This is a genomic window from Bradyrhizobium sp. UFLA05-109, from assembly GCF_054185165.1.
On sequence record NZ_JBBIAR010000003.1, the window covers coordinates 40,967 to 54,044 of the forward strand.

11 protein-coding genes are annotated in these 13,078 nt (G+C 63.4%); 6 read left to right on the forward strand and 5 right to left on the reverse strand.

The features are described from left to right. Positions 1–3: 3 nt before the first annotated feature. The 4 genes from cyoD to Q3C01_RS02705 are packed head-to-tail and all read right to left on the reverse strand — an operon-like array spanning position 4 to position 3,848. On the reverse strand, positions 4–390 hold the full coding sequence (gene cyoD, locus Q3C01_RS02690; protein ID WP_458143605.1) for a cytochrome o ubiquinol oxidase subunit IV: 387 nt from the start codon (positions 388–390) through the stop codon (positions 4–6). Further along, positions 387–1,028: a cytochrome (ubi)quinol oxidase subunit III gene (locus Q3C01_RS02695; protein WP_458143606.1), complete on the reverse strand. Its 642-nt coding sequence runs from the start codon at positions 1,026–1,028 to the stop codon at positions 387–389. Before Q3C01_RS02695 ends, cyoD begins: the two co-directional genes overlap by 4 nt. Beyond that, the gene (cyoB, locus tag Q3C01_RS02700; RefSeq protein ID WP_458143607.1) at positions 1,028–3,025 is read right to left on the reverse strand and encodes a cytochrome o ubiquinol oxidase subunit I; all 1,998 of its coding nucleotides are present in this window, start codon (positions 3,023–3,025) and stop codon (positions 1,028–1,030) included. Before cyoB ends, Q3C01_RS02695 begins: the two co-directional genes overlap by 1 nt. Beyond that, positions 3,015–3,848 (reverse strand): cytochrome ubiquinol oxidase subunit II family protein, encoded by an 834-nt coding sequence (locus Q3C01_RS02705; RefSeq protein WP_458143608.1) that lies wholly within the window; start codon positions 3,846–3,848, stop codon positions 3,015–3,017. Before Q3C01_RS02705 ends, cyoB begins: the two co-directional genes overlap by 11 nt. Positions 3,849–4,104: 256 nt before the next feature. Here Q3C01_RS02705 and Q3C01_RS02710 point away from each other — a divergent pair, with 256 nt between their 5' ends. Next, positions 4,105–4,905 (forward strand): SDR family NAD(P)-dependent oxidoreductase, encoded by an 801-nt coding sequence (locus Q3C01_RS02710; protein WP_458143609.1) that lies wholly within the window; start codon positions 4,105–4,107, stop codon positions 4,903–4,905. Between the two features lie 204 nt (positions 4,906–5,109). Here the strand turns inward: Q3C01_RS02710 and Q3C01_RS02715 are convergent, their stop codons facing one another. Beyond that, positions 5,110–6,423 carry a PQQ-dependent sugar dehydrogenase gene (locus Q3C01_RS02715; RefSeq protein ID WP_458143814.1) on the reverse strand — a complete coding sequence of 438 codons (1,314 nt, stop codon included), beginning with the start codon at positions 6,421–6,423 and terminating at the stop codon, positions 5,110–5,112. A 212-nt stretch (positions 6,424–6,635) separates the two neighbouring features. On the opposite strand from Q3C01_RS02715, the gene Q3C01_RS02720 reads away from it, so the two are divergent. The 5 genes from Q3C01_RS02720 (at position 6,636) to Q3C01_RS02740 (ending at position 13,055) form a co-directional block, all read left to right on the forward strand. Further along, positions 6,636–7,829 (forward strand): urate hydroxylase PuuD, encoded by a 1,194-nt coding sequence (locus tag Q3C01_RS02720; RefSeq protein ID WP_458143610.1) that lies wholly within the window; start codon positions 6,636–6,638, stop codon positions 7,827–7,829. A 153-nt stretch (positions 7,830–7,982) separates the two neighbouring features. Next, entirely contained in the window at positions 7,983–9,599 is a 1,617-nt protein-coding gene (locus tag Q3C01_RS02725; protein ID WP_458143611.1) for an ABC transporter substrate-binding protein, read from the forward strand. 24 nt (positions 9,600–9,623) lie between these two features. Further along, positions 9,624–10,601, forward strand: a complete 978-nt coding sequence (locus tag Q3C01_RS02730) for an ABC transporter permease (protein ID WP_458143612.1) — start codon at positions 9,624–9,626, stop codon at positions 10,599–10,601. Position 10,602: 1 nt separating this feature from the next. Further along, complete coding sequence (locus tag Q3C01_RS02735; RefSeq protein ID WP_458143613.1) at positions 10,603–11,433, forward strand: ABC transporter permease; 831 nt, start codon at positions 10,603–10,605, stop codon at positions 11,431–11,433. Beyond that, positions 11,430–13,055, forward strand: coding sequence for an ABC transporter ATP-binding protein (locus tag Q3C01_RS02740; protein WP_458143614.1), 1,626 nt, complete (start codon positions 11,430–11,432; stop codon positions 13,053–13,055). Before Q3C01_RS02735 ends, Q3C01_RS02740 begins: the two co-directional genes overlap by 4 nt. Positions 13,056–13,078 lie beyond the last annotated feature (23 nt).

Here is a 13,078-nt window from a genome sequence, read left to right on the forward strand (position 1 = left end):
CTCTCACTGCATCTGCATGATCTGGTCCATCGCCGGCATGTTCTCGTTCAGGTGCGACATGATCCAGACCGAGCCGCCGACCACCAGGAAGACGATCAGGAGCCCGAAGGCGAGTGCGAGGACGTTGTTGGTGTTGTCGGGACCGGTCGTGATGTGCAGGAAGAACACGAGATGCACGCCCATCTGGGCGATCGCGAGCACGATGATGGCGATCGGGATGGAGGGCTGCCAGACGAGGTTGGTGCCCGCAATGAAGAACGACGTCGCCGTCAAGAGCAGGGCAAGGGCGAGGCCCACGACATAGCCGAGAATCCGCTCGCCGACACTGTGTACCTCTTCCTCGCCGGGTGCGAGGTCATGTTCGACCGGCCGGTGCGTCAGATCGCTCATACGCCACTCCCAAGCAGGTAGACGACGGAAAAGACGGCGACCCAGATGATGTCGAGCGCGTGCCAGAACAGCGCAAAGCACATCATGCGGCGCAAGATATCGGCGCGAAAGCCCTTGGCGAAGACCTGGGCCATCATGGTGAGGAGCCACAGCACCCCGGCAGAAACGTGAAGGCCGTGGCACCCGACGAGCGAGAAGAACGCGGTCAGGAACGCGCTGCGCGACGGGCCATAGCCGCGGGAGACGAGATCGGCGAATTCGCGGAATTCGATCGTGAGGAACGCAAGCCCCAACACGAGAGTGATGGCCATCCCAAGATAGAACCAGAGTCGGTTGCGCACGTCGGCCGCAATGCTCGCCATGCCGCATGTAAAGCTCGACAGCAGCAGGCAGACCGTCTCGATCGCCACGTTCCGTTGCTCGAAGATTTCCGAGCCCTTCGGACCATCGGCTGTCTGGCCCACCAGCACCGCATAGGCTGCGAAGAAACAGGAAAACATCACGATGTCTGACAGCAGGAAGACCCAGAAGCCATAGGCCGTCACAATTCGTTTTGACGCAGGTCCGGGATGCTCGACAACGAGCCCGATATGATGAGGGTCGGCATGCGCGTGGCCAGCGGTCGCAGTCATCGCCATCAGACCACCCCCGCCATGCTGACGAGGTTACGACGCTCCTCGATATTAATGCGATCAATGCGCGCGACTTCGGCCGCCGGAATGACGTATTCGTCATGGTCGCGCCAGGCGAATATGACGAAGGTCGCGAACGCGCCTAGCCCGCCCAAAATCACCATCCACCAGATGTGCCAGATCAGCGCAAAGCCCATGATGGAGGCGAAGAATGCGCAGACGAAGCCGGTCGGCGAATTCCGGGGCATCTCGATGTCCTCGTATTCAACCGCCTGCTCGAACTGCTGCTGCTTGGCCTTCGCCTTCATCTCCCAATAGGCATCTTCGCCGCGCACATCGGGATGGAACGCGAAGTTGAACACCGGCGGTGGCGACGACGTCGCCCATTCCAGAGACCTGCCATCCCAGGGATCACCGGTACGATCGCGCAAGGCTTCCCGGTTGCGGATGCTGACGACGAGCTGCGTTATCTGGCAGATGACGCCGATCGACAGCACGGCCATGCCGATCGCCGCCACGAACATCCAGGGCCGCCAGGCCGCGACGTCGTAATGCTGCATGCGCCGCGTCATGCCGAGCATGCCCGCGACATAGAGCGGCATGAAGGTGATCCAGAAGCCGATGAAGGTGAACCAGAACCCCGCCTTGCCCCAGCGCTCGTCGAGACGGAAGCCGAAGGCTTTTGGGAACCAGTATTCGAAGCCGGCGAACACGCCGAACAGCACGCCCCCGATGATGACGTTGTGGAAGTGCGCGACCAAGAACATGCTGTTGTGCAGCATGAAGTCGGCGGGCGGCACCGCGACGAGGACGCCGGTCAGGCCGCCGATGATGAAGGTCACCATGAAGCCGACCGACCACAGCATCGGTGTCATGAAGCGGATGCGGCCGCCATACATCGTGAACAACCAGTTGTAGATCTTCACCCCCGTCGGCACCGCGATGATCATGCTGGCGATGCCGAAGACGGCATTGACGTTCGGCCCCGCCCCCATGGTGAAGAAATGGTGCAGCCAGACCATGAAGGAGATGACGCAGATCGCCATGGTGGCGAGCACCATGGAGCGATAGCCGAACAGCGGCTTTCCGGAGAAAGTCGACACCACCTCTGAGAAGATGCCGAAGGCCGGCAGCACGAGGATGTAGACCTCGGGATGGCCCCAGGCCCAGATCAGGTTCATGAACATCATGATGTTGCCGCCGGCTTCGTTGGTGAAGAAATGGAAGCCGAGATAGCGATCGAGCAGCAGCATCGCGAGCGTTGCGGTCAGGATCGGGAACGCCGCGACGATCAGGAGGTTGGAGGCAAGCGTCGTCCAGCAGAACATCGGCATGCGCAGATAATTCATGCCCCGGGTGCGCAGCTTGAGGACCGTGGTGACAAGATTGATGCCGGCCACCAGCGTCCCCACGCCCGATATCTGCAGCGACCATGCGTAGTAGTCGACGCCGACGCCGGGCGAATAAGTCAGCTCCGAGAGCGGCGGAAAGGCGAGCCAGCCGGTGCGCGCGAACTCGCCGATGACGAGCGAGAGGTTGACCAGCAGCGCGCCGGTGGCGGTGAGCCAGAAGCCGACCGAGTTGAGGGTCGGAAAAGCGACGTCGCGCACTCCGAGTTGCAGCGGCACCACGAGGTTCATCAGACCGATCACGAACGGCATCGCCACGAAGAAGATCATGATGGTGCCGTGGGCGGAGAAGATCTGGTTGTAGTGCTCCGGCGGCAGATAGCCTTGCGACTGGTAGGAGACCGCCTGCTGGATCCGCATCATGATGGCGTCGCTGCCGCCGCGCAGCAGCATGACGGAGGCGAGCAGGACGTACATGACGCCGATGCGCTTGTGATCAACGCTGGTGATCCATTCGTGCCAGAGATAGGGCAGATGACCCTTCACGACGACCCAGGCCAGCACCGCGAGGATCCCGACCAGCACCACGCCGCCTGCGACCAGCGGGATCGGCTGGTCGAACGGGATCGCCGACCAATCAAGCTTACCGAGCATCGTGCTCTCCACTGTGCTCCCGCCCGGCATCCGAGGTCAGTTGCGGGCCCGGCCCCGGCGGAATGTGCTGGGTCGCGATCAGGTCGAACAGGCGTGGGTCTTCGAGACGATAGGTCGGCCTGCCCCGCTCGACGAACTGCTGCATCAGCTTCTTGTAGCTGTCTTCATTGAGCACCTGGTCGGACTTCGCCGTGCTCGCTACCCAGTCCGGAAAGGCGAGCGGCGAGATCACGTTGACGTCAAACATCATCTCCGGAAAGCCGTCGCCGGAGAAATGCGCCGACAGGCCCTGGAGCTTGCCCTCGTTGTCGGCACGCAGATTGAGCCGCGTCACCATGCCGTTCATGGTGTAGATCATGCTGCCGAGCTGTGGGATGAAGAACACGTTCATCACGCTCGACGACGTGAGCTGGAAGTTCAGCTCGGCGCCCGCCGGCACCGTCAGCGAATTGACCGTCGCAATGCGCTGGTCGGGATAGATGAAGAGCCACTTCCAGTCGAGCGAAACCGCCTGGATGCGCACCGGGCTGCCGGTGCCCGGCACCGGCGCCCGGGGATCAAGCTGGTGCGAGCCGATCCAGGCGACGCCGCCGAGCAGGATGATGGTGAGCGCCGGGATCGCCCACACCACCATCTCGACGCGGCCGGAATAGACGAAGTCTGGTTGATACTGCGCTCGCGGATTGGAGGCGCGAAACCACCAGGCAAAGCCGAGGATCGCGACGATCGTCGGCACCACGATCGTCAGCATGATGAAAACGGAATCGACGAGAATCGTACTGTTGGCAACAGCAACAGGCCCTTGTGGATCGAGCAGATTCATCGGCAAGCCACTGGCGATTGGGAAGCCCCGGAGGAGAGCCTAGCGCGGAATGGTACCGGCAACAAACGTCATTCGCATGACCGGGGGTTCCGGCGCAGTCACAGGTCATTGCACCTCCGCACGTTTTAGCTCGTACAACGGAGCCATGCAGGTTTTGCGGGACATGGCGCGTTGCACGCGGGGCAAGCGGCGCAGTGCCGATCTTTTCCAATCCCCGGACGATTGCTATCGTGATGAAAAAGCAGGGAGAAACGTCATGCGCTTGAAGGACAAGGTCGCTATCGTGGTGGGTGCCGGGCAAAGCCCCGGCGAGGGCATGGGCAATGGCCGCGCCACCGCGCTGACCTTCGCACGCGAGGGCGCAAAGGTCGTCTGCGTCGATCACAATCTCGAATCGGCACAGCAGACCGTCGCGATGATCGCGGCGAAGCAAGGCACGGCCAGCGCCTTCAAGGCCGACGTGACCCGGACTGCTGACATCAAGGCGATGGTGGCGGACGCGCAGGCGCGTTGGGGGCGGATCGATATCCTGCACAACAATGTCGGCGTCAGTCTCGGTGGCGGCGACGCCGAGCTGCTGAAACTGACCGAGGAGGCATTCGACCGCGTCGTCGCCATCAACCTGAAGAGCTGCATCCTCGCGGCCAAGGAAGTGATCCCGATCATGCGGACGCAAAGAAGCGGCGCGATCATCAACATCTCCTCGATGGCCGCGATCACCACCTATCCTTACGTCGCCTACAAGGCGACGAAGTCGGCAATGATCGCCTTCACCGAACAGCTCGCTTATCAGAACGCCGAATACGGCATCCGCGCCAACGTCATCCTGCCGGGCCTGATGAACACCCCGATGGCCGTCGATACCCGCGCGCGGGAATGGCACAAGACCCGCGCTGAAGTCGAAGCCGAGCGCGACAGCAAAGTGCCACTGCGCAGGAAGATGGGTACCGCCTGGGACGTCGCGAACGCCGCGCTGTTTTTGGCCTCGGACGAAGCGAACTTCATCACTGGCGTGACGCTGCCGGTAGACGGCGGCGCGAGCGTGATCAGAGGGTGATACTGTCGACGCGAACGCCGCCCCTCTTCCTTCTCCCCTTGCGAGAGAAGGTGGCGCGAAGCGCCGGATGAGGGGTTGCATCCGCGAATACAACTGAGAGAGTAACTCGCGGAGAGAGACCCCTCACCCGGCTTCGATGCTACGCATCGAAACCACCCTCTCCCGCAAGGGGAGAGGGTGCATCCGTTAGCGCTGCGCAGCGCGTCATTGCGGCGCGTGCGTGACCCGCCAGATCGTGCCGTTGCCGTCTTCCGAGATCAGCAGCGCGCCGTCTTTGGCCACCGCGACACCCACCGGGCGGCCCCAGACGTCGCTGTCGTTGACGACGAAGCCGGTGACAAAGTCTTCGTACTCGCCAGTCGGCTTGCCGTCCTTCATCCGGATACGGATCACCTTGTAGCCGGTGCGCTTGGATCTATTCCATGAGCCGTGCTCGGCGGCGAAGGCATCGCCTAGATAGTCGGTCGGAAAATTGCTGCCTTGATAGAACGTCATGCCGAGCGAAGCGGAGTGCGATTGCAGCAGCACGTCGGGAATCGTGACCTTGTCCTTCAGGTCGGGCCGCGCGCTAGCATGGCGCGGGTCTTCATTGGCGCCGATATAGAACCACGGCCAGCCGTAGAACGCGCCTTCCCGTACGCTGGTGACATAGTCCGGCACGAGATCGTCGCCAAGGCCGTCGCGCTCGTTGGTCGAACACCAGGGCAGGCCGCTGCGCGGCTCAATGGCGAGGCCGACGCAGTTGCGAATGCCGGTCGCGTAGAGCTTCCTGTTCTTGCCGTCCGGATCGAAGGCCAGCACCGCTGCGCGCTCGGCCTCATAGCCCCAGGGCGCGCCGAGAGCTTGCGCGCGTGACCATGCCTCGATGCCGCCGGGCGGATTGCCCATGCCTTCGCCGGCATTGCCGGCCGAGCCGACCGAGACGAACATCCGCTTTTTATCCGGCGTGAAAACGATGTCGCGAGTGGAATGGCCGGTGCCGTGCGCGAGGTTCGCGACCACCGTTTCCGCCTTGCCGGATGCCTTGAGATCGCCGCTGCGATAAGCAAAGCGGACGACGCTGTCGGTATTGGCGACATAGACCCATTGCGGATTGTCGCCGTTCGGGAAGAAGGCGATGCCGAACGGACGGTTCAGCCCACTGGCAAAAATTTCATTCGCCACGATCTTCGCGCCGTCTGCGCGCAGCACGCGGATGCGTCCTGCCCGCGTTTCAGCAACGAAGATGTCGCCGTTCGGTGCGACGCGCAGGATGCGGGGGCCTGAAAGCCCTTCGGCAAGCAGCTCGATCTTGAAACCCTCCGGCGCCAGCGGCGCCGCTTCGGCGGGCCGCGCCACTACCGACGACGCATTGGCAACCGATCGCGACGCGCCCGGCGCAGGAAGATCCCGCGGCCGGATCAACCTGAGGATGCCAGGCTTGTCGGATTGCCAACTGCCGAAGGCCTCCTTGCCTTTCAGCACGGGTTCAGCCGAGGCGGTCGTGCCGATGACAGCCGCGAGCAGTGCGGAGGCCAAAACCGACTTGGGACGTCCAAGATACTTCGTCACGAGTTCCTCCGCAGCCTTCGAGTGCCGAATCGCACATCAGCTCATGCCCGCAGGATGTGCAATGCGTATTGCTGTCCTGCTGGAAAATCCCGTCGATCGGTGCGACACATTGTAGGGGCGCGGCCGCCGGTTGCGGTCATCAAAGCTGCGGCATCGACGTCGCGACGGATGGGGTAAGCATGTGGGGATCCATCATCTCGGAATGGGCGAGCCTGCTCCTGCGCTGGCTGCATGTGGTGGCGGCGATCGCGTGGATCGGCAGCTCCTTCTATTTCATCCATCTCGATCTCAGCCTGAAGCCGAAGCGCGACCTGCCTGACGGCGTGCAGGGCGAAGCCTGGCAGGTGCATGGCGGCGGCTTCTACCGGATCATGAAATATTTGGTCGCACCAAGCCAGATGCCGGAGGAACTGACCTGGTTCAAATGGGAGGCCTACACCACCTGGCTCTCCGGCTTCGCGCTGATGGTGGTGGTCTACTATCTCGACGCCGATCTGTTCCTGGTCGACAAGTCGATCCTCGATCTCACACCAGCTCAGGCGGGCCTGTTCAGCTTTTGCAGCCTCGCACTCGCCTGGCTGCTTTACGAGATCGCCTGTCGCACGGGCCTCGCCCAGCGCGAGCTCGGCTTTGCGATCGGCGGCTATCTTTTCCTGGTCGCGCTGACCTACGCCTTCACCCATGTGCTGAGCGGCCGCGGCGCGTTCAACCAGATCGGCGCGATCATCGGCACCATCATGGTCGCCAACGTCTTTGCAGTGATCATCCCGAACCAGAAGAAGATCGTAGCCAGCCTGATCGCGGGACAATCGCCCGACCCGAAGCTCGGCAAGACCAGCAAGGAGCGCTCGGTCCACAACAATTATCTGACGCTCCCCGTCGTCGTGCTGATGATCAGCAACCACTATCCCCTGCTCTACGCGACGCGTTTCAACTGGATTATCGTCGCGATCGTGCTGGCGCTGGGGCCGGTGATCCGACATTTCTTCAACGAGCGCCATGCCGGCCGCAAATCGCCGTGGTGGGTGTGGGCTGTCGCAGCAGTCGGCGTGATCGCGATCGGCGTTCTCTCCGCCGCCGGCCCGCGCGAGGTGAAGACCGGCGCGCTTGCCGCGCAGCCGACGCTCGCCAATGTCGAGGAGATCGTGATGTCCCGCTGCAGCATGTGCCATGCCGCAGAGCCCGTGTGGGCCGGCATCGTCACCGCGCCAAAGGGCATCCTGCTCGACGCACCCCAGCATATCCAGCGCAACATCAGGTTGATCGGACGCGTCGCTGCATGGTCGAGCGCGATGCCGCCGGGTAACATCACGGAAATGACTGGCGAGGAACGCGCGGTGCTGGCCGCCTATATCACGCAGGCCGATCGCTGACGCCAATCGCTGCGACGCGTCCATGCGACCTTTTGCGGAAGGATATTCCGCAATCGCAGACCATTTCAAAATGACTTGAGCGCCGCTCCGGCGTAGACAGGGACACTGTGTGGCCGTTAGCTGCGGCCCTTAAGTCGTTTTTGGAGACCTCGTATGGATTTGACCCGCCTGGAAATCAACCGCCGCACGGCGCTCCTGACCTCGGCGGCAATCGCCGCCAACGTCATCAACCCGATGCGGGCGTTTGCGCAGGAGACCCCGAAGAAGGGCGGCGTGTTCAACGTCCATTACAATGCCGAACAGCGCCAGCTCAATCCGAGCATCCAGGCATCCACCGGCGTTTACATCATCAGCGGCAAGATCCAGGAGAGCCTGGTCGATCTCGACGCCGACGGCAAGCCGGTCGGTGTGCTCGCCGAGAGCTGGGAATCCTCGCCCGACGGCAAGAGCATCACGTTCAAGCTGCGCAAGGGTGTCACCTGGCACGACGGCAAGCCTTTCACATCCGAAGACGTCGCTTTCACGGCGATGAACATGTGGAAGAAGATCTTGAACTACGGCTCGACGCTCCAGCTCTTCCTCACCGCCGTCGACACGCCGGACCCGCAAACCGCGATATTCCGCTACGAGCGGCCTATGCCGCTGAACCTGTTGCTCCGCGCGCTACCCGACCTCGGCTACATCTCCGCAAAGCATCTCTATGAGAGCGGCGACATCAGACAGAACCCGGTCAACCTCGCCCCCGTCGGCACCGGCCCGTTCAAGTTCGTCAAATATGAGCGCGGCCAATACATCATCGCCGACCGCAACCCCGACTACTGGCGGCCCAACGCACCCTATCTCGACCGCATCGTCTGGAAGGTGATCACCGACCGTTCAGCTGCCGCAGCCCAGCTCGAAGCCGGTGAACTGCAATACTCCCCGTTCTCGAGCCTGACGATCTCCGACATGGCGCGATTGGGGAAGGACAAGCGCTTCATCGTCACCACCAAAGGCAACGAAGGCAACGCGCGCACCAACACGATCGAATTCAACTTCCGCCGCAAGGAATTATCGGATATACGCGTGCGCCGCGCGATCGCGCATGCCATCGACGTGCCCTTCTTCATCGAGAACTTTTTGGGCGACTTCGCCAAGCTCGGCACTGGGCCGATTCCGTCGACCTCGACGGATTTCTATCCAGGTCCGAACACGCCTCAGTACCCATACGACAAGGCCAAGGCGGCTGCCTTGCTGGACGAGGCCGGGTACAAGGCCGGCGCCGGTGGCGCCCGCTTCTCGCTGAAACTCCTGCCCGCGCCCTGGGGTGAGGACATCTCGCTGTGGTCGACCTTCATTCAGCAATCGCTGAAAGATGTCGGCATCAGCGTCGACATCGTGCGCAATGACGGCGGCGGCTTCCTCAAGCAGGTCTATGACGAGCACGCCTTCGATCTCGCCACCGGCTGGCACCAGTACCGCAACGACCCCGCCGTCTCGACCACGGTGTGGTACCGCTCGGGCCAGCCCAAGGGCGCACCCTGGACCAACCAGTGGGACTGGGAAGACAAGCAGGTCGACAAAACCATCGACGATGCCCTCACCGAGCTCGACGCTGCCAAGCGCAAGGCGCTCTATGCCGAGTTCGTCAAGGAGGTGAACACGGAGCTGCCCGTCTGGATGCCGATCGAGCAGATCTTCGTCACCGTGATCACGGCCAAGGCCCGCAACCATTCCAACACCCCGCGCTGGGGCTCATCGAGCTGGCACGATCTTTGGCTTTCCGCGTGATCCGTTTTTCGTCAAGATGATGCCATGCGCATCATAGGCCTCGCGGGGCGGCGGCTCGCCGCCTCGATCCCGACCCTGTTCCTGATGCTGATCGGCGTCTTCCTGCTGCTGCAACTCGCGCCGGGAGACACCGTCGACGCGCTGATGGCGCAGATGGGCGGCGGCGACGCCGCGACCGCGCGCGAGCTGCGCAAGTTCTACGGCCTCGACCTCTCGGTCCCGGCGCAGCTCGCCAACTATCTCTGGCATCTGGTGCGGCTCGATCTCGGCTTCTCCTCGATCTACGGCAAGCCGGTCGCGACCGTGATCGTGGAACGGCTGCCGCCGACCCTCCTGTTGATGACGGCCTCGCTGTCCTTCGCGTTCTTCTTTGGCCTCGTGTTCGGCGTGATCGCCTCGCGCGCCGTCAACAAATGGCCGGATACGCTGATCTCGACGCTGGGCCTGATCTTCTATGCCACGCCGTCATTCTGGTTCGGCCTGATGGCCATCGTCGTGTTCTCGATCTATCTGCAATGGCTGCCGGCCGGTGGTTTCGAGGATATCGGGGAGGTGCGGACCGGCATCTTCCGCATCATCGACATCGCGCGTCATCTCATTCTGCCGACGCTGACGCTCGGCCTGATTTTCCTTGCGATCTACCTGCGCATCATGCGCGCCTCGATGCTCGAGGTCTTGAACCTCGACTATGTCCGCACAGCGCGGGCCAAAGGCCTCGACGAGACCCGCGTCGTCATGGGGCACGTGCTGCGCAACGCGCTGCTGCCGATGGTGACGCTGATTGGCCTGCAGGCCGGCACCATGCTCGGCGGCTCGGTGGTCGTCGAGAGCGTGTTCTCGCTGCCGGGACTTGGGCGGCTGGCTTACGAGTCCGTGATCCAGCGCGACCTCAACACCCTGCTCGGCATCGTCTTCGTCTCGGCGCTCTTGGTCATCGTCGTCAATTTCGCCGTCGACCTCCTCTACGCGCGCCTCGACCCGCGCATTTCGGCGGAGCGCTGAGATGGACGCGGTGAAACGCTATTTCCGCAGCCCCGCGGCCGTGATCGGCCTCGTGCTCCTGCTCGCCGTGATCGCGATGGCGATCTCGGCCGGCGTGCTCTATCCGCGCGATCCACTGGCGCTCGCTGGCCGGCCGCTGGTGTGGCCGTTCACCAATCCGCACTTTCCGCTCGGCACCGACAATTCGGGGCGCGATATCGCGGCGCAGATCTTCTACGGCGCGCGGATCTCGCTCCTGATCGGCGGCGTCGCCACCGTGATCGCCGTGGCGATCGGCACGCTGATCGGGGCGTTTGCCGGCTATTACGGCGGCTGGGTCGACAACATCCTGATGCGGATCACGGAAGCCTTCCAGACGCTGCCGAATTTCGTGCTGCTGCTGGTGCTCGTCGCCGTGTTCGGCTCGACGCTGACGACGGTCACGATCGCGATCGGCATCGTGTCCTGGCCTGCATCAGCGCGGCTGACCCGCGCCGAGTTCCTGTCGCTGCGCAACCGCGAGTTCGTTCAGGCCGGGCGCACGCTCGGCATGAGAGACCTTCAGCTCATCCTCGGCGAGATCCTGCCCAACGCGCTGCCGCCGGTGATCGTCTATGCCAGCGTGGTGATGGCGCTCTCGATCCTGCTCGAGAGCGCGCTCGCCTTCCTGCGGCTGTCCGATCCCAATGTGGCATCCTGGGGCAACCTCATCGGCCTCGGGCGCGACGTGCTGCGCGTGCAATGGTACGTCTCGGCGATTCCCGGCATCGCCATCCTCGTCACCGTGCTTGCGGTCTCCCTCGTCGGCCAGGGCCTGAACGATGCACTGAATCCGAGGCTGAAGAGCCGATGAGCGAGCAACCGGTCCTCAGCCTGAATGGCCTCAGCGTTCGCCTGCCCAAGGGCGCCGATCGCACGCATGCGCTGAACGACGTATCGCTGTCGATCGCCTCGAACGAGATTCTCTGCCTCGTCGGCGAATCCGGTTCCGGCAAGTCGATGATGGCCAATGCCATCATACGGCTGTTACCGGCCGAGGTCGGAATCGAGAACGGCCGGATGATGTTCGACGGCCGCGATCTCTGCACGATCGACCCGGCCGCGATGCGCGAGGTGCGCGGCGCCGGCATCGCCATGATCTTCCAGGAGCCGATGACCGCGCTCAATCCCTTGCGGACCGTAGGCGACCAGATCGCGGAGATGTTCCGGATCCACACCAATCTCTCCAAGGCAGAGATCGGCGCGCGGGTGCTGTCGCTGCTCGAAGACGTCCGCATCCCCAATCCGAAATCCGCGGCCAAGGCCTATCCGCACGAACTCTCTGGCGGCCAGCGCCAGCGCGCGATGATCGCGATGGCGCTGGCGCTCGACCCAAAGCTGCTGATCGCGGACGAGCCGACCACCGCGCTCGACGTCACCACGCAGGCGCAGATCCTGAAGCTGATCCGCGATCTCCAGCAGCGCAAGAAGACGGCGGTGCTGTTCATCACCCACGATTTCGGTGTCGTCGCCGAGATCGCCGACCGCGTCGTGGTGATGCAGCACGGGAAGATCGTGGAGCAAGGCACGGCCGATGACGTACTAAGCCGCCCGACCCACGCCTATACGAAGCAGCTCATCGCCGCGGTACCGCCGCTGGCGGCGCCGCCGCCGCGGCCGCTGTCATCAGACGACATCCTCACCATCACCAACGTTGCCAAGACCTATCGTACCGGCGGCTTTCTCGGCCGTGGTGCGCGCGTCACCGCGGCGGTGAAGGACGCGTCGTTGACGCTGCCCAGGGGCGCGACGCTCGGTATCGTCGGCGAGTCCGGATCGGGCAAGTCGACGCTTGCGCGCTGCATCGTGCGGCTGATCGATCCCGACCATGGCGCGATCCTGGTCGACGGCAAGGATTGGGCGAAACTGCCGCGCGATGATATCCGCCGCGAGACCCGTCACATCCAGATGGTGTTCCAGGACCCCTTTGCCTCGCTCAATCCTCGCCGCAAGGCCGCCGAGCTGGTCGCGCAGGGCCCGATCGTCCACGGCACGCCGCGCGCGACCGCGATGACTGAAGCCAGGGAGCTGTTCGCGCTGGTCGGGCTCGATCCATCCGCCGGCGACCGTTTCCCGCACGAATTCTCCGGCGGCCAGCGCCAGCGCATCGGGCTCGCGCGCGCGCTCGCGCTGAAGCCGGATGTGCTGATCGCGGACGAGCCGGTGTCCGCGCTCGACGTGTCGGTACAGGCGCAGGTGTTGAAACTGCTCGGCGAGTTGCGCGAGCGGCTCGGGCTCTCGATCGTCTTCATCACTCACGATCTGCGCGTCGCGGCGCAGGTCTGCGACCTGGTCGCAGTCATGAAGGACGGCGAGATCGTCGAGCATGGGCTGGTGGCGGACGTGTTCGGCCGGCCCCAACATCCCTACACCCAGGCGCTGCTCGCCTCGGTCCCCGGCGGCACGTTCGCACGGGAGCATCAAACGGCCGTGTAGCGGAGTCGACTTGCGTCATTTGG